This is a genomic window from Chryseobacterium proteolyticum (assembly GCF_046591535.1).
In the GTDB taxonomy this organism is placed as follows: domain Bacteria; phylum Bacteroidota; class Bacteroidia; order Flavobacteriales; family Weeksellaceae; genus Chryseobacterium; species Chryseobacterium proteolyticum.
Map to the genome: position 1 here is coordinate 572,799 of NZ_JBJLWK010000001.1, position 18,271 is coordinate 591,069.

Below are 18,271 nucleotides of genomic sequence, written 5' to 3' on the forward strand. Positions count from 1 at the left end.
AAGATTATACGAATGAATAAGAGTCCATTGCTATTTCAAATTCCAATATACCTCGTCGGTATATGTTTTGCCTCCTTTTTTTACCTGAACATTGATTTTGTTTCTACCTTTTTTTAAAGAAACATTTTTGAATAGAAAATGGACAGCTGTCGTACCCGTTTCAGGATCTGATATTTTTCGTCCATTAATCTTTAAAGCGGGAACTCCAATATTAGAATATACAGTAATAGTTGTAGTGGCTTCTGTACGTTCGACCAGTCTTCTATCCGAAATATACAACACAGGCTGTGTACTCCAGTTGGCTTTATACCAATAAAAAACATCTTTTTTTGTTTTCCGGTCAAAGGTGACCAATCCTTTCATATTCCTGGCAGGAATACCTCCGCGGCTCCAAAGAGGTACTGCAAAATCAAACATATTCCACAAATAGCTGCCGACCAGGTAAGAGGATCTGGATATTGCTCCCCATTGTATTTCATGCATTCGTGTTTCCCGTTGTTCAGGAAAGAACGTTCCATTTACAGGATTAAATTCCAACGGTAGTGTTTCAGCTTGCTGGAAGATATTGCCATCAGCACCATACTCAGATAAAATTATTTTATTAGAAGGGTAGTCTTGCTCAAGTTTCTTCATCCATTTTTCCAGATCAGTGGTTGCTCCTTCATACCATCCATAGTAACGATTCATTCCTTGTAAATCTCCTTCTCCATTTTCCGGTCGTTCCATGGTTCCATATCCATTTACACTTACCGTATACCGTCCCGGATCTTCTGTTTTTGACAGATCGTGCAATGCTGCGGTTACCTGGCTTACATAGCCTCCGGCATTTTTTTCATAAACTTCGTTATGCATTCCCCAAACATAGATAGAAGGATGATTGAAGTTTTGCCGGATAAGCTCTTTCATCTGCTGCAAAGCATTGTCTTTTTCCTGTCCAGTCGTTGTATTGACAAATGGAATTTCTGCCCAGATCAAAAAACCAATACTATCACTTTTTGCATATACATATTCAGATTGTTGGTAATGTGCCAATCGAATTGAATTGGCTCCTATATCACGGATGTCTTCGAGATCTTCGGCATGCTGTTTATTACTCAATGCGCTCCCGAAACCCCAACGATCCTGATGTCTTGTCACTCCGTGAATCTTTATTTTTTTATTATTCAAGGAGAAGCCATTTTCTTTACTGATCTCAATGTGACGGATACCAAGAGGCTGAGAAACTTCATCTATTATATTCCCCTGCTTTTTAACCTGTACGGTTACTTTATAGAGATAGGGATCTTCCAAACCATTCCATAAATGTGGCTTTTGAATCTGTATATTCTGACAATAACGTTGTAAACCCTGTGCAGTTACTGTTACAGGAAGTTCAGCTGATTGAATAACTTGTCCCTCCCGGTTCTGAATATTAGCTAATAAAGCAGCTTGTTGTGGCTGCCTGGTCTTATTGTTCAGCTCTGTACAAACAGATACATCCGCCTGGTTTTCAGAAACATTTTTTTGATAAATATAAATCCCCGGTCCTGCATAATTATCGACACTTATATTCAGAGGATCAGTAATAATTAACGAAACCGGACGGTAGATGCCACCATATATTCCGAACAGCTGGTGATTAACAGGGATCACATCCGGTCTAGCTTCATTATTAGCCACTACCTGTAAGGTATTGATTTCATCCCATCGAAGCCATGATGAAATATCAAAAGAAAATGCACTATAGGCTCCTTTATGCTCTCCAACCATTTTATTATTAATCAGAACTTTTGCCACATTGCCCACTCCCTCAAAACGGATGAATACCCGTTTACCTTTCCACGCCGGATCTGCTTTGAACTGTTTTTCGTAAACAGCATTACCCTGGTAAAAATCTTTGCCCAACTGCATATCTTCTCTATTCCAGGTATGAGGAATCGTGACCTGAGACCAAACCGTATCCGAAACCTTTTTAACTTTCTGAATGTCAGTTTTATGAAATTTCCAATCGGTATTCCATGAAATAACCTGGCGACCTTGTGAAAAAAGGGGCACAGTTTTTAAAATCATTAAACCTATAAGAATGCCTAACATGATTTTTCTGATCATAAAGTGTACTTTTACTATTGGTAGCTCTGTTGTATTTTTTTTTTGCAAATTTTCTAAAATGTCTTTCTACACTATACATCGTTTTCAATTTTTTAATCGTGCGTATATATTTTCTGATATGCAATTCCATTTATTTTATTTTCTGTCCATTTATAAGATATCTACCATGACTGTATCTTTTGTTTTTTCTTTTTTATCGGGACTCGAGGCATAAATTTTCCTGCGATGCTTATTATTGAGATGTTCGATGATCAGATTACAGGCTTTATCTACGGTAATAGTACGATCATTTAACTGAAGCTTTCCGGGTTGATAAAAAACCGCTTGCAAGATTTGGGTAGATTTTTCAAATACTGCTTGTATCTCATTGTCATTTTTTAAAATAAAAATATCTTGTTGCCCTGCTATCCTTCGAGCCTTTCTATATCTGATCTGAGGGTAGATGATGTATTCATAGTCTGCTTGGTTAGGATGTACACCATGATCTATCCACAATTTAAAAACTTTTTTGCTTTGAGCCACCATATCATCCGGATCTTTACTCCCACAAGCAATGCTATTCCATGAGCCGGATTGTATTGCATTAGAAAGGAAGATCTTTTTCTTTTTAGGAAAAATATAAGCGGTATTGTTATGATACAAACCGGAACCTTCCAGTTGTATTTTCTCATCTTGTGCTTCTATTTTGTGTATAGAGTTTGGTCCCAGTTGATAAACATCTCCTTTTGCCCAGTTTTGTTCGACGCTGGTAACCACACGCTCTTTGGCCTCAGAAGAAATCCCCGTTCCTAATGCTACGATTTTATCTTCGAACATAAACCAGGATTTTCGGGCATTTGTTTTAAATTGGTTTTGCATATCAAAAACAAAATTTCCTATTTTCCCATTGGTTACTCCTCCTGAAAAAGTAGAAGTACCGTACGTGATATAATCGGTAGCTGGGATAATCTCCTTTTGTGGAGCAGTAGTGCCTGGAATTTTAGCCCAATCCCATATCGGATAGATGTTATAATACTCATTTCCATCAATCAAGAGGGTAGTAGAGCCTATAGAACGATATCCTCCTTTGTTATTTTCACCATTTCCCATATGGCCATAGGTACCACAGTAATCAGTTTCTGCCTGGGCAGTATGGATAGAAGAACCTTTGACAGAAAATAAAAATCTTTTATTTTGTACAGAGGCAAAGTCAGTACGCCAATAGTTTGAAAATACTTGTTTGATATGATAACCGGGGTCTTTTTTCTCTAAAATTCTTGCCAAAGCGTCATCATAAGTACTCTTATATTCGGGATCAATCCTTTTCATTTTTTCCAGATAAGGAATTAAATCTATGGCATCAGTAAAATTTTTCCGGCTTATTTGTCGACCAAAGGTATTATGATTGATATAACGTCCGCGAATCTGAGCCAATATTCCCTTCCGAACAAAATTGGATAAGATACGGAGATGTCTTTCTTTCATCTTAAAAGCCGTTTCACGGGTGACATAGCCAATAGAAGCCTGCCCTTTGAAATATTCAGAGCCATATCCAAAAATATGAAGCATAATATCGTGCTGTGCATAAGAGAAATCAGGTTGTATTCCTTCCTTATCCGTAGTCACATTGACACTATACATTCCCTCGATCGCTTTCATAGTGATTTCAGGATCTTGCTTAAGTATTCCTATGAAAAAAAGATGCATATCAAAATCTATCTTATTGACTCCGGTAGTTCCATTGAATCGTCTGACATTCATTTTTTCAATAAGGCTATCCTGAAGAACGGGAGCTAGCTTTTGTGCTCCTGCCTGCTGCATCATAACCAGAATCAAACCCAATGTTCTTGGAGTGCCAATTTCATTATGCCACCAATTGGTGCTGCGGCATTCATGCTGATTCCAATACGATAAAGCCGCTGAAATCTTTTCGAAAATAGAAAAATCCCCTTTAAGGCTACTCCAGGGAGCAGTATAAGCTATGGTTAACATTTTTACTCGCTGAAGGTGTTGTGCGGGAGGCCATGGACTACGTACCTTACTGGTATAGTCTATATCTTTCCAAAATCCATTCTGGAGCAATTGACTAAAGCTTTTCGTGTCGTTAAGTAATTGACTTCTATTATTTATGTTTTCCCACTGTTCCTCCACTATACGCAGTCTGATGACTTCAAAATCATTGCCCCGGTACAGAAGAATTCCAAGCAAAAAAAGGATCATACCCATTCTTTCTCTCATAATTACTGATGATTAAAGATACCAGTCTTGATAACGTTTTAAAGCCTCCAAAAAGTAATAATCTGCATAGATGAGCGGAACATCAATTTCTGAGTGTAATGGAAGTGCTCCAGTACTGTGCTTGAGGATAAAGCCTCCATTTTCTCCTATAGCAGACCTATATTTCGGGCCTGATAAAGATATAATTATTTGCTTTGCAACATCAAGATATTTTGCTTTTTCGGGCTCTGGTGTGTATTGACCAAGCTCCAGCAGGGCAGAAGCGATCAATGCTCCTGCTGAAGCATCCCGTGGTACGTCCGGGATTTTAGGATCATTAAAATCCCAGTAAGGAATCTTGTCTTCCGGTAAATTCGGATTCGTCAATATAAAATTGGCAATATTTTGAGCTTGCTTCAAATATTTTGGATCCTTCGTAAAACGATACATCATGGTATAGCCATACAATCCCCAACCTTGCCCTCTTGCCCACGCTGATTCATCAGAATATCCCTGAAAAGTTTTCTTTTTAATGACTTCACCTGTATTCATATTATAATCTACTACATGGTAAGAACTATAATCCGGACGAAAGTGATTCTTTAATGTAGTATTGGCATGGGTAACCGCTATTTCCTGATATTTTGAATCTCCACCGTTTTGACTGACCCAATTCAAAAGTTCAAGATTCATCATATTGTCAATGATCACCGGGCCGTCAAATTTTTTGCTGCTATTCCATGACTGGATAACTTTTGCTGCCGGTTTATACCTGCTGGATAAAGAAGCAGCTGATTGAAAGATGATCTCCTTATATTTTGGATTTCCCGTCAACCTGTATGCATTTCCAAAACTACAAAACATCATAAAACCCAGGTCATGATTTCCGGTGTAGGTTTGATTAGGCGCTATAATGTTGAGTGCTCTTTCCGCCTCTTTTCTGATAACAGGATCTTGGGTCTGCTCATAAATATACCATAAAGAGCCAGGATAAAAGCCTGTACACCACCAGGTCCGCTCATAACTAACGACTTTTTTATTGATAGAGTCATAAGTTTGAGGAAGTTTGTCCTCAGGAATAACTTTCATAAGGATCTTATACTGTTTTGCAGCCTGTTTAAAATTATCTTCTATGAGAGCGCCCATTTTTATTTTTTGGGCAGGAATAAAAGCATAGAGCAGATAAAAAAAAACATAATAGTATTTTGTATTGGGTACCTGATTTCATAGAACATATTTTACCAGCCGGGATTTTGTTTGATTTTAGGATTTTTGGCAATCTCTGAAGTGGGCAATGGCCACAAGTAATCTTTTTGCGGATCGAATGTTCTATTGCTTGCGGCTTGGATCAGAATATAATTATTCGCATCTACTGCAGTGTTAGGAGCCCAGCCTCCCGTACCAGGGTTAAGCATTTCTGTGAACAAATAACTTCCGGTAACCGATTTAGGCAGCTCCGTTTCAGCTGTTTTCCATCTGAGCAAATCCCAATATCTTAATCCCTCGAATGCAAGCTCTACTCTTCGTTCTCTTCTGATTTCTTCTCTCATATTTAATCCGTTACTTGCAACAAATATATTAGTCAGCTTTGGCATAGATACATAATTAGGTGCTGCTGTTGTCCCTATATTGATCTGTGGCAATCTTGCCCTCAGCAGATTTATGGTTTTATCAAGATCCCCGTCTGAAATAGCTCCGTCTGACTCATACACTGCCTCCGCATAAGTAAGCAATACTTCAGCATAGCGAATAATTGCCCGGTCAATAAAAGACCTTTGATCCTTCCATGCTATAGCGTTAGCATATTTTCTAACCGTATATCCTGTTCTGGAAAGCGTCGCATTAGGTGTTGTATATTCACTAGAGGTAAATTCATCTCCTCTTTTCATAAACGAGAAAGACATTCTTGGATCTTTTTTATTAAAGTATTCCGCATGTTTTGTTGTTGAGTTCGGAGCTGTATATAAAGGGGATTTATCTATTGGTAAACCGTCTGCCATTAGATATGATGCAGCGAGAGATTGTGTAGGCCCTGCATTTCCACCTTCAAAAGTTCTTTGAATAGTAGTGGATGTAATGTTATTTGTTGGGTCATTCCCATAGATTCTGACCAATATATTTTCTTTATTTGCCCTGCCATCTCCAGCTTCCTGGAATAGATTATAATAGGCATCATTCTGAATTTCACCATTCGGGCCGCTTTTAGGTGTATTTAATAAGCTATGTAACCCTGAATTCATTACAGCAGCTGACATTTCCTTTGCAATAGTCAAATGTTTTTTAGCGTCTCCGTAACCATGAAATTTGCATCTCGTTCCTTCAAACAGTGCTATTCTGGCCTTCAATGCCTGTGCTGCGGTTTTAGATACTCTTCCATAATCCACAGTGCCTAATTGATCTATTGTTTTCAGTTTTGAAATAGCATTATCCAAATCACTGTATATTTGGTCCAATACTTCATCTCTTGCAGCTCTCGGCAGATATATATCAGGATCATCAATATTCATAGTCTTCAGAATTAAAGGCACTCCTCCAAATCTTATAAACATTTTGTAATAGGCAAATGCTCTAAAAAAATAGGCCTCACCAACATAATTATTAATATCCGCCTCTTTACCTCCTTTTGCAATTACTCCCGGAGCTTTTTCCAGAAGATTATTAGTCGCAAAAATCAGACTATAATCATAATCCTCAGATGTTGCCGGGGTAACCCGCGAGCCATCACTAATTTTATCAGCACTTGTATTCCTTGCCAGATTATCTCCCCATACGTCCTCTATACTCTGACTGGCATTAAGTTCCGGTAATTTTTTATAGAAATAATTAGCTGCCAGTTTAACATCATTTTCATTATTCCAGAAATTCTGATCCACAAGACTGGTCTCCGGAAGCCTGTCAATATTACATGAGCTCATCAGCATAAAAGCTGTAAAACACCCTATCATTATTTTATATTTGAATTTCATATTAATTTTTTTTATCGTTAAAAATCAACATTTACCCCAAGTGCTACTGAAGCCGAAAAAGGGTAATTAATACCATTGTAAGGTTGCTCCGGATCTATAACACCTTTAAACACTCCTAATCTGGAAAATGTCAATAAGTCTTCTCCCGTGATATAAACTCTTAACCTGTTAATAGGCATTCCTTTGAGATCATTTTGTGATAAAGAATACCCAATCTGAACATTTTTCAGTCTTGCATAAGCAGCATTAACCACCCATTTGTCTGATGGGATATTATTCTGTCCTGCATTCAGAAAAGGTCTTGGAAATGCTGCATTAGGATTATCTGGTGTCCAATAATCCATATGGATAGACAATGGCTGATACCATGGTTGCTGCTGAGGAAAGATAAGCTCTGAGCTGGGCATAATATTACGTTTACCCACGCCTTGTACGAAAAGGCTAAAGTCAATATTTTTCCAGTTCATGAATATATTAAGTCCAAACAAATACCTTGGATTGGTGTTCCCCAAGTAAACAAGATCTCCTCTGTCTCCCAATCTTCCACCACCAGGACTAATCTTTCCATCTCCGTTTTGATCTACATAGAGAATATCTCCCAGCCCCGGTACCACTCCCGGCATATTATTCAGATTCGAATAACTGGGTGCATTTTTAAGCTGTTCTGCAGTTTGTATATAGCCGTTTGTCTTATATCCCCAAATTGTATTCAGAGAGTATCCTTCAATAAGATTATATATATTCTGATCCACATCAACCCGATTTAATCCTAACTGAATGATGTCTTTTCCACCATCATAACGAATTACTTTGTTATCACTGTCATACACATTCGCCATTACACTGAATTTGAAGTCCTGTCCAATTTTCCCTTTATATTGTAAGGACGCTTCCCAACCCCAGGTTTTTAATTCTCCGCCATTGACACGCGGGGTAGAAATACCTATTGTTCCAGGTAAATTAATTCCTACCAGCATATTTTTGTTGAATTTATTATAATAATCAAAACTACCGGTAAGCTTATTATTGAATAAACCAAAATCTACCCCTATATTTCTGGTTTCTATCGTTTCCCAGGCCAAGGTAGGCGATGGAATTCTTGATTGATACAAATAGGTTGTCCTGTCTACTCCCAGAATAATATCACTTCCTGAAGACAAGGATCTCAAAAAGTCGTAATAAGAAATTCCTGTCTGGCTGCCTACTTTAGCCCATGTAAGTCTTGGCTTAAATTCATTAATAAATCCCAATGTATTCTTGAACCAGTCTTCTTTTTGCATATTCCAGCCTAAAGAGAAGGAAGGAAACGCTTTCGCTCTATTTGCTCCCGGTGCCAGTCTGGAGCTTTCATCTCTTCTTAATGTTGCTTCAAAGATATATTTCTCGTTAAAGTTATAGTTAAACCTTCCAAAAAATGCCTGAAGAGCAAATGTATTGATGTTTTGATTATTGGTTTTGTTTTTTGGATCTCCGGTGAAACCTAGGGCTGGATTATCATTGACATATAAATTGCTGGTTCTGGCAGTTAACAAATCATATCTGTAATCTTCGTACTGAAAACCGCCCATAAAATGGAAATGATGTTTATTGAGCTTAAGGTCATAATCTGCTAGGAATTGAACATTTTGTCTTATATCACTACGTTTTTGTACTTCATAGGAATTGGGATTATTCTGTCTTCCCACAATTGCAGGTCCTTTATCATAGAAAACTACCGTTCTTCTGAAAATATTTTCATTAGAGTCAAAGTTTTCGCGCCCATAAATAGCTTTTAGCTCTAATCCTTTTACCATATTTTTAAAGGTAATTGTTCCCACATTAGATAATGTATTCTGCGTTAACCTGTCGAATCCTCCGTCCTTTAATAATGCATAAGCGAAAATAGATGAAGTGCCGCTGATATAATACCTGCCATCTTCCGTGTACACCGGAAACCGTTGCCTGGCTGTATAAAGCTGACGGAATATTCCATTTCCGCCGGTCTCCAGTCCATAACCACCATCAACAGCTTTTTTCTGATATTGGCTCGTATAGGAAGACCTTAAGTCCAGTGTAATATATTTGTTGAGCTGTGCACTGAGGTTTAACCTGTAATTCCATCGGCTATAATTATCTTCTCCGATTCTTATCATACCATCCTGTAAAAGGTTGCCCACCGAAGCCATAAAGGTGATTTTCTCCGAGCCTCCACTAAAATCAATATTATTCTGATACATATTATAGGATTTCCTCAGAATCATATCCGGGATGTTCTTCTGATTATAAGTGATGTATCTATTAGGATTATTCGGATCTGTAACATATTCAATTCCTCTTCTTATATAATCCATGTCTATGGAAGAATATTCAGGTTGCAGTCCGGCATTGGCTCTTGCCAAATTTGCATATTCCGCCTCTTGTAGTAATGATACTCTTTTAGGTAGATTGATAGGGTACTGGACTGCCATTGAGGATTGATAGGAAACCTGCATTTTTCCTTTTTTACCCGTTTTTGTGGTTACAATAATAACTCCACCTGCAGCTCTTGATCCGTAAATAGCAGCAGCTCCACCATCCCTTAATGTACTAATGCTTGCAATATCATTAGGGTTTAAAGCTAAAAAGGTATTTTGAGAGGCCACCACATTATCAATAATATAGAGTGGTTCAACTGTTCCATTTGCAGTTGTTGCCCCTCTGATTTCTATGTTTATATTTTCATTCCCTGGTCTTCCTGATGACCGTGTGATGGTTAAACCAGGAGATGCTCCCTGAAGTGCCCGGCCTATATTTGTCACGGGTCTGTCTTCTAAAATTTCCGGGCCCACCGTAGACACGGCTCCTGTTAATGTAAGTTTTTTTTGCTTTCCATAGCCCACTACAATTACCTCGTCTATGTCCTTGGATTTTAGAGTGTCTTTTTTCTTTTCTGTTAGCTTCTGACCCATTAAAGGGCTTCCGATACCTAGAAAGAGGAAGAAAAACACTCCGTTTTTATACCATAAAGAATTCGATGCAGATTTCATGACCTGTTATTTAGTTTTTAATAAACTTTGAGATTGTAGTGCCGGTTTCGGATTCTATATGAATAAAATAGGTGCCCTGAAGTAAAGTGCTCACATCAAAGCTTATAGTTCTACTATTCAGATTGGTTTTCATAGATTTCACAATATTACCCCATGCATTGTATATTTTCACGGTCCCGTTTTGTTTAGCCGGAAGCTTTATATTGATCACATCTTTTGCGGGATTCGGATAAACCTCTGCTTCTTCATTGGCAGATATGAGTTTCGCGGTACCAGATTGAGTAGGTCTTACACAACGAATAGATGCATAATGTCTGGAATTCTTGTTCCCATTTTCCCATATATTGGATTCAGCAGTACTGAAGTTATGATACCAGGTTGACGATTCGTCTATGAAACTGGCTTTCATTCCCATCTGATCTCCGCCATCGTAAGATTGTTGATCATTATTATAAACACCGGCAGGAAGAGCATTGAAGCCTACTGTATTGGCATTGGCATTCTGAATTGTCATTGGTCCTTTTGCCCAAAGTCCATCACTTACACGATCCCGGTCTTCTCCACATTTCATCATGGGAGCAAGTTGGTCATCAGTTGTATTGTATTCTTGCTTAATACTGGTGAACAGATTTTTCCAGTCCTGGGTATTGGCAACATCCCATCCGTTAGGACACCAGCTTTTTGATGCATTGAAAGCATTGGTAGGGTAGTATCTTCCATATACTTTTCCTTCAGAATCTCCTGGAACTGCTACCCCCACCGTATTATTGGTTGCTGCATTATTTCCATCATAGCCATTCCAATTGAGATTCTCCATAAACCAATCGGTATTCCCATAACGCTTATAGGCATATTTTTTACCATCTCTAACGTCGGTAACCTCACCATTTTTACTATCGTAATTACAGTATTTTAATTTAGAGGCAAGTTGGTTGCCAGGTTGTACATCAGCTGATGCTGGAGAAGAGCTTTTAATTCCTATTAAAGGTAATGGATAGGTCATGCCGGGATCCGGAGAAGAGAAAGGAGTTGTGAGGTATAGATTATCATTGTAAGGAGGTTTAGGAAGTTGCTTATCGGAAACAAGCTTGTCTATCTTCTCCTGATAATAGGCTGGAATAAACAGTCCCCATTTGTAATATAAATCCCGAAGATCGTATCCCGAAATTTCCATGATTTTATACAAAAAATAGAACTTTCTTTCATCATTACTACTTCCGTCTTTTTCTTCTTCTCTTGTTATTCTGTGCAATAGCTTGGTAAGCTCATCCCCAAAAATATATTGTAATTGAGCCAAAAATATCAAACGACTTTCATTAACATTTTGGTAAACATTTCCGATTTCATTTCCCCAGTAATTACGATTAGCATCGGGTTGGGGAAACCAATTATTATGTACTTTATCCCAAACTGACTGATCCCATTTTTGCCAGTTGGCTCCGAAAAAACTTCTCATTACAGCCATAGAATAAAAATTAACCGTAGTCTCTGTATATTCGCCAGGTTTATAAGCACTTTGCTGGTTTTGATGACCTAACTCATGAGAAATTCCCCAAGGGTTATTTTCTATTTGGTATTGGGTAAGCAATCTTTGCATAGCCCCGTCGTTACTCCCATTATATCCGGATCCATAATCTGTGGCAAACATGTATCCGCTGTTCGCTTCAACCATAAGGTTTCTATGACGAGTATTCATCGGCTTGTGAAGCGGATTTGGATCGTCACTGCTTACGCCGCTTATATCCCTCTGGGCATCAAATATTCTTTCTATAGATTTAAGCCATTCGTCTATATTATGAGGCTTGTTGTTATAATTGGTAAGAGAGTATTTTTCCACATTTGCTTTATTAACAACAATGATCGCATTTCTATTGGCAAATACCACATCTGTATAGCCATAGTTTGTCAATTGTTGTTTAAACTCATCGATCGTACTGGTCCCTAAAACATAGTAGGGATGCTTTACATGTTGACTTCCTGTTTGAGCAAAAGTAACTCTGGCCTTTCCTGTAGGATTGTTTCCATTAGTAATATAGCGTAGGTAGATGATTCCACCAGAATGTTGACTTGAAGAAATGGTATTGAGACCAAGCTGTAAAGGGATTTCTTTTACATTGGAACCGTCTTTTATTCTCGTTCCAATAACCAGAGCAGGCATACGGTTGTCTGAAGACGGAGTTAGAATCTCAACATTAAGCTTCAATGTTTTGCCTGCCGGAAGATAAAAGCCTGTAACTATATGGTCAAATTTTTTCTGTACCTGTCTCAACCTTTTTATTTCCACCTCTGTACTTGTAACTTGCGTTAGTTCAATACTGTTATTATATACATCTGAACTTTCTATTGTAAAGCTCTCTATGCTATTTAATTTGTTTTTTTCAGCAAATACAACATTTCCTTTGGCCAATAACAAAAATAGCAAAATTGTAAAAAATACATTTTTTTTCATAATACATTGTTTTTTTGATTCGTAAATGAAACATTAATTATCAATAATACAATTATTATGAGTATTGTTATTCTTTACCTTTATTTTCTAACATTTGTTTCACGCCTTTAAAAACGATCATCTAAACACAATCATATGATTATTAATTACTTACGAAATATTATTTAAAAATATTTTCACGAAAACGTTATAGTTATCATAATATGGAAAGAATACCACTGTAAATTACTATGATACAAGTATTAACCTACTAAAAATAACAGATATGGAATCCTTTTTTTGATGTAAGAAAATTGATTTTTTAATTGGTAGGGCTTAGGATAATCATTTAAGCCTTACCAAAAATTGCGTTTATTTACTATAAATTAGAGTATTGATCAATTTGTGGAATTCGTCAGGGGATTCTAATAGTTTCAATAAAGCTTCTCCTAACCCTATTGCTGAAGCACCCGCCGCGAACCATTTTTTTTATCTCCTCAATCTCTAACGGTATTCCTCCTGTAACCATAAATTTTAAATGGGGAAATAAAGGTTTGATTCCTTTTAAAAAAGAAGTCCCAATAACACTGGCCGGAAATATTTTGATCATTTTTGCTCCAAGATTCGAGCATATAGCAATCTCTGTGGGTGTCATAGCTCCCGGAATCCATATTTTATGATGAATAGCTGCTGCTTCCGCGATCTCGGGAAGTACTACAGGACTAACAAGGAAATCAGCATTTAAGCCGATAAAGGTTTCCGCTTGCTTTCGTGATGTAATGGTACCAGCCCCCAAAACTATTTCTTTAGCATACTTGTCGCGGTAATCCACTATTTTTTTAAAGTTTTCTTCTGCTTTCTCTCCCCGGTTGACAAATTCAAAAACCCGGATTCCTGCCTGATATGACCTATTAAACGCTTCAATGCATCGTGCAGGATCATTATGATAGTATACAGGAATAATAGGGTAGGCTTCGATCGTGTTGATAATGGTATTCATAATTATGAAAGGATTGTTACTTATATTATCTTGCTATAAAAATCACCGGGAATAAATAATTTTTCAAATCCCATGCGTGTTGCAAAGTCTATAATCTCCTTGGAGTTATTATTCTGACAAATTCCATAAATCAATCCCCCCCATAAAAGCGTCTCCACTACCAATTCTATCTACCACCTCCATTGTTTCATAAGACTCAGAAATCCAGTTTCCGTCCCGGGTGTGATAAGTTCCATAGAAGAGGTTATGTTTCGGATGATCCATAAACCTGAATGTATTAGCAATATGTTGACATTGTGGAAATTGAGTGAAGATTTCCAGGCTTAATTTCTCGGAAAAAATGTAATAATCTTGTTTAGAGGTATTTCTATCAAAATCTTCTTGTATTGAAGTTCCTAACATGAGGTGGGATGACCAGATATTTCCCATAATGACATCACAAAATGTTACCAATTCGAGCATTGCCTCTTTAGGATCTATTCCAAAGTCCCATAATCTGTTGCGATAATTTAGATCTACTGAAATAAACAGATTCCTCTTTTTGGCTTCCTTTAAAACTTTTTTCATGATGTGAATCCATCTTTCCGATAGAGAAGGAGTAATGGCACTCCAGTGAAACCATGTACATCCTTCGAATAATTGATCCCAGTCAAGGTATTCTTCATCTATATTGTAAAATGAAGAAAACTTTCGATCATAAACTACTTCGCCGGTGGTGAGACCGTTGTATCCCTCTAAAAAATATAAACCTATCCGATCTCCCTGAATTAAAACTTTAGAAATATCAACCCCTTTATGTTCGAGTACTTCCAAAGCATTTTTTGCTAATATATGATCAGGAACTGCCGTAAAATAAGAAACCGGGATTTCCAATGTGGATAATACTACAGAAACATTGGCTTCTGATCCCCCGGGATACATTTTAAACAAACCAGAGGAGGCTTCCGATATTTCCGGATCTGCATACGTCTCAAATCTTAAAAGCAGTTCACCCAACGAAAGTACTTTGTGCATAAAAATTCAAATATTGATAAAGTAAAAATAAAGATCTATAACGCTATTTAAAAATATGACAGCAAAAAGTTACGAATACGTTTTAGTAGGTAATTTAAAAAAATAGATCTGAAATAAAAATTTGTATTTACATTACACCCTCTATAATATGCAAGCCGATGGGAATATTAAATCAATTTTCATTACAAGATAAAGTAATTGTTATAACCGGAGCAACAGGAGTCTTGGGAGAGGCTTTTGTAACTGCGGTAGCGGAAGCCGGTGCCAAGGTTGTCATCATGGGAAAGTCTGAAGCCAGAGCAAATGAGCGGAAAATCTTGGCCGAAAGTCTAGGTGCGGAAGCATTGGTTGTCATAGGGGATGTTTTACATGAAGAAGATATGGTAAGAGCAAGAGAAGAAATTCTTACCAGGTTTGGGACAATAGATGGATTGGTGAATGCCGCGGGAGGAAATATTGCCGGTTCAACATTAGAACCTGAACAGGATCTGTTTTCTTTAGATCTGCATAATATAAGAAAAGCTATTGAACTCAATCTTTATGGGACTATGATCCCAACCCATATTCTGGGTCAGGTGATTGCAGAAAAAGGCAAAGGAGCTATTGTAAACATTTCCTCTTTGGCAGCAGACCGCTCTTTAACCCGTGTATTAGGCTATACTGTTGCCAAACATGGTATTGAAGGATACACCAAATGGATGGCAACAGAACTGGCACTTCGTTACGGAGACCAGGTTCGCATGAATGCCATTGCTCCTGGTGTATTTCTTACGATCCAAAATAAGAATCTCCTGACTGATGAAAATGGAAACTATACTTCGAGGGCGCAAAAATTTATCAATCATACTCCATTCTCAAGGCTTGGACTCCCCACAGAATTACAAGGAACATTGGTTTATCTGCTCAGTAATGCATCGGTATTTGTGAATGGAGAAACGATATTTGTAGATGGTGGATTTAGTGCATGGAGCGGTGTTTAAAATAAAATTAAGAATGAATAAATTGGAACAAACATGGAGATGGTATGGTCCTAAGGACCCTGTATCCTTACAACATGCAAAGCAAGCAGGTGCTACAGGAATTGTAACAGCACTACACCACATTCCTCATGGGGAAATATGGACAAAAGAAGAAATTATCCTGCGAAAAGAAATGATAGAATCCTCCGGATTAACCTGGTCGGTTGTTGAAAGCGTTCCGGTTCATGAATCCATAAAAACCCGGTCGGGAGATTCAGAAAAATATATAAAAAATTACTGTCAAACATTAGCCAATCTAAGTGCCTGCCATATCAAAACGATTTGCTACAATTTTATGCCGGTTTTAGACTGGACAAGAACTCAATTGGATTTAGAAATGGAAGATGGTTCAAAAGCATTGTATTTCGATTGGATTGATCTTGCTTACTTCGATATACACCTGTTACAACGTGAAGGCGCCATCAATGACTATTCGGACCCGATCTTAAAAGCGGTTGATAAAAAAAAAGAAAAGCATAACAGCGGAAGAGCGTAAAGTATTGTCTGAAAATATTTTAATGGGAATACCAGGAGAAAAGAACATTACTCTGGAAAGCCTCAGAAAGAGTATAGACGTCTATAAAATATCGGAACTGAAGGATTGCGGGCCAATTTAAAACATTTCTTAGAATCTATCGCTTCTGTTTGCCGGAAAGAGAAAATAAAAATGACCATTCATCCTGATGATCCTCCTTATCCTATTCTTGGATTGCCAAGAATTTTAAGTCATAAAGAAGACTTTGAGTATCTGTTAAACACCATAAATGATGAGTTCAATGGTGTTTGTTTCTGTACCGGATCGTTAGGAGCCGGTATCCATAATAATATTCCTGAGATCTTTGATTTGGTAAAAGACCGGGTAAATTTTATCCATCTCCGCAATGTCAAAAAGGATAAAATCGGAAGTTTTTACGAAGCAGATCATCTGAATGGTGATGTAGATATGTATCATATTATGAAAGCGATTACTACTGAAAATCAAAAAAGAAGCATTCCAATTCCATTCAGGCCGGATCACGGCCATCAAATGATGGATGATATGAATAAGATAACCAATCCGGGCTATTCTGCGATCGGCAGATTGCGGGGACTGGCAGAACTAAGGGGACTCGAAATGGGAATTTTAGGACAATAATCAATATTATATGGAATATTTCTTGCAAAATAATTTTATTTTGGAATCATCTGTAGCAGAGAAGATCTATTTTGATTACGCGGCTCCGCAGCCCATTATTGATTATCATTCTCATTTATCACCGCATATTTTAGCCCGTAATCAACCATTTGAAAATATGACTGAACTATGGCTTCAGGATGATCATTACAAATGGCGGGCAATGAGGGCTTTTGGTGTAGAGGAATTATTTATTACCGGAGAGGTAGATCCAAGGGAAAAATTTAGGAAGTGGGCAGAGGTAGTACCTTATACTATAAGAAGTCCTTTGTTCCATTGGACTCATATGGAACTTAAAAATCCTTTTGGAATCAAAGAATTATTAAATCCTTATACGGCAGATCGAATTTATAACCAGACTTTAGAGCAGTTGCAAAGTGACGATTTTAAACCGAGGAAAATTTTGCAAAACTTTAATGTGGAAATGCAGGGAACCACAGATGACCCTATTGACTCGCTCATGGACCATCAACAATTAAGGCAAGAAGAATCTGGCATAAAAGTACTTCCTTCTTTTCGACCAGATCAAGTTTTCAATATCAATCAGGGGGATGGTTATAGAAACTATATCCAACAATTAGAACAAGTCAGCTACACGAAGATCAGTAATTTTGAATCCCTGATTGCAGCGCTAAAAAAAAGAATTGATTATTTTCATCTGGCAGGCTGTGTCTCATCCGATCATAGCTTTCCCTCAATGCCGGTTCCGCATTTCACTATAGAAGAAACAGATCAGATTTTTCAACAGGTAATGAATGGCGATGATTCCCAGGCAGAAAAAGTTCATACGAGTTTCACATTTTATGTTTTAACAGAATTATGCAAGTTATATTATGACAAAGGCTGGGTACAACAATTCCATCTCGGTGCTCTTCGTGATGGAAATATTAACAAAGCTAAGATTGCAGGTTCTAATCAAGGATATGATTCCATTGGGGATTATGCCCAGGCTACACAACTTTCTTTTTTTTCTAAGCCACATGGAAGGAGAGGCACAATTAGCTAAAACGATTATCTATAATCTTAATCCCTCTGATAATGCTTTGTTTGCAGCTATGATAGGAAATTTTCAAGGGGATGGAATTAAGGGAAAAATACAATTAGGGTCTGCGTGGTGGTTTCTCGATCATCTCGATGGAATGACACAACATCTAAATGAACTTTCTAATATTGGTTTATTAAGCACTTTTATAGGAATGACTACAGACTCGAGATCGTTTGTTTCGTATTCCCGACACGATTATTTTCGCAGGCTACTGTGTAATTTATTAGCCAATGATATCAGAAAGGGATATCTTCCTCATGATATTCCTTTTATCGGATCGGTCATCAAAGATATTTGTTATCAAAATATTAAAAACTATTTCAATTTATAAAAGCT

The 18,271-nt window shown here is 37.5% G+C and carries 11 protein-coding genes and 1 pseudogene; 4 read left to right on the top strand and 8 right to left on the bottom strand.

Annotated features, from left to right (window positions below; all coding sequences use genetic code 11):
- Positions 1-30: 30 nt before the first annotated feature.
- The 8 genes from ACJ5H0_RS02600 to ACJ5H0_RS02635 all read right to left on the bottom strand — a co-directional run bounded on the left by ACJ5H0_RS02600 (position 31) and on the right by ACJ5H0_RS02635 (position 14,697).
- Positions 31-2,088, bottom strand: a complete 2,058-nt coding sequence (locus ACJ5H0_RS02600) for a glycoside hydrolase family 2 protein (protein ID WP_411246994.1) — start codon at positions 2,086-2,088, stop codon at positions 31-33.
- Positions 2,089-2,238: 150 nt separating this feature from the next.
- Entirely contained in the window at positions 2,239-4,305 is a 2,067-nt protein-coding gene (locus tag ACJ5H0_RS02605; RefSeq protein ID WP_411246995.1) for a polysaccharide lyase family 8 super-sandwich domain-containing protein, read from the bottom strand.
- 12 nt (positions 4,306-4,317) lie between these two features.
- On the bottom strand, positions 4,318-5,430 hold the full coding sequence (locus tag ACJ5H0_RS02610; protein WP_411246996.1) for a glycoside hydrolase family 88 protein: 1,113 nt from the start codon (positions 5,428-5,430) through the stop codon (positions 4,318-4,320).
- 92 nt (positions 5,431-5,522) lie between these two features.
- Positions 5,523-7,250, bottom strand: coding sequence for a RagB/SusD family nutrient uptake outer membrane protein (locus ACJ5H0_RS02615; RefSeq protein WP_411246997.1), 1,728 nt, complete (start codon positions 7,248-7,250; stop codon positions 5,523-5,525).
- A 17-nt stretch (positions 7,251-7,267) separates the two neighbouring features.
- The gene (locus ACJ5H0_RS02620) at positions 7,268-10,255 is read right to left on the bottom strand and encodes a SusC/RagA family TonB-linked outer membrane protein (RefSeq protein WP_411246998.1); all 2,988 of its coding nucleotides are present in this window, start codon (positions 10,253-10,255) and stop codon (positions 7,268-7,270) included.
- 10 nt (positions 10,256-10,265) lie between these two features.
- A complete protein-coding gene (locus ACJ5H0_RS02625; RefSeq protein WP_411246999.1) occupies positions 10,266-12,704 on the bottom strand; it encodes a M60 family metallopeptidase in 2,439 nt (812 codons plus the stop codon).
- Positions 12,705-13,098: 394 nt separating this feature from the next.
- On the bottom strand, positions 13,099-13,683 hold the full coding sequence (locus tag ACJ5H0_RS02630) for a bifunctional 4-hydroxy-2-oxoglutarate aldolase/2-dehydro-3-deoxy-phosphogluconate aldolase (RefSeq protein ID WP_411247000.1): 585 nt from the start codon (positions 13,681-13,683) through the stop codon (positions 13,099-13,101).
- 108 nt (positions 13,684-13,791) lie between these two features.
- Positions 13,792-14,697 (bottom strand): PfkB family carbohydrate kinase, encoded by a 906-nt coding sequence (locus ACJ5H0_RS02635; protein WP_411247001.1) that lies wholly within the window; start codon positions 14,695-14,697, stop codon positions 13,792-13,794.
- 158 nt (positions 14,698-14,855) lie between these two features.
- Between ACJ5H0_RS02635 and ACJ5H0_RS02640 the strand changes: the two genes are divergently transcribed.
- From ACJ5H0_RS02640 to ACJ5H0_RS02655, 4 genes and pseudogenes are all read left to right on the top strand, one after another.
- Complete coding sequence (locus ACJ5H0_RS02640; protein WP_411247002.1) at positions 14,856-15,677, top strand: SDR family oxidoreductase; 822 nt, start codon at positions 14,856-14,858, stop codon at positions 15,675-15,677.
- A gap of 13 nt (positions 15,678-15,690) precedes the next feature.
- A pseudogene (uxuA, locus tag ACJ5H0_RS02645) lies at positions 15,691-16,851 on the top strand (mannonate dehydratase).
- Positions 16,852-16,891: 40 nt separating this feature from the next.
- On the top strand, positions 16,892-17,896 hold the full coding sequence (locus tag ACJ5H0_RS02650) for a glucuronate isomerase (protein WP_411247003.1): 1,005 nt from the start codon (positions 16,892-16,894) through the stop codon (positions 17,894-17,896).
- On the top strand, positions 17,871-18,266 hold the full coding sequence (locus tag ACJ5H0_RS02655; RefSeq protein WP_411247004.1) for a glucuronate isomerase: 396 nt from the start codon (positions 17,871-17,873) through the stop codon (positions 18,264-18,266). The genes ACJ5H0_RS02650 and ACJ5H0_RS02655 overlap by 26 nt, the downstream gene beginning before the upstream one ends.
- The last annotated feature ends 5 nt before the right edge of the window (positions 18,267-18,271 follow it).

Coding starts and splice junctions, on each gene's coding strand:
- ACJ5H0_RS02600 (WP_411246994.1), bottom strand. CDS start 2,088: ATGATCAGAAAAATCATGTTAGGCATTCTTATAGGTTTAATGATTTTA.
- ACJ5H0_RS02605 (WP_411246995.1), bottom strand. CDS start 4,305: ATGAGAGAAAGAATGGGTATGATCCTTTTTTTGCTTGGAATTCTTCTG.
- ACJ5H0_RS02610 (WP_411246996.1), bottom strand. CDS start 5,430: ATGGGCGCTCTCATAGAAGATAATTTTAAACAGGCTGCAAAACAGTAT.
- ACJ5H0_RS02615 (WP_411246997.1), bottom strand. CDS start 7,250: ATGAAATTCAAATATAAAATAATGATAGGGTGTTTTACAGCTTTTATG.
- ACJ5H0_RS02620 (WP_411246998.1), bottom strand. CDS start 10,255: ATGAAATCTGCATCGAATTCTTTATGGTATAAAAACGGAGTGTTTTTC.
- ACJ5H0_RS02625 (WP_411246999.1), bottom strand. CDS start 12,704: ATGAAAAAAAATGTATTTTTTACAATTTTGCTATTTTTGTTATTGGCC.
- ACJ5H0_RS02630 (WP_411247000.1), bottom strand. CDS start 13,683: ATGAATACCATTATCAACACGATCGAAGCCTACCCTATTATTCCTGTA.
- ACJ5H0_RS02635 (WP_411247001.1), bottom strand. CDS start 14,697: ATGCACAAAGTACTTTCGTTGGGTGAACTGCTTTTAAGATTTGAGACG.
- ACJ5H0_RS02640 (WP_411247002.1), top strand. CDS start 14,856: ATGGGAATATTAAATCAATTTTCATTACAAGATAAAGTAATTGTTATA.
- ACJ5H0_RS02655 (WP_411247004.1), top strand. CDS start 17,871: ATGGAAGGAGAGGCACAATTAGCTAAAACGATTATCTATAATCTTAAT.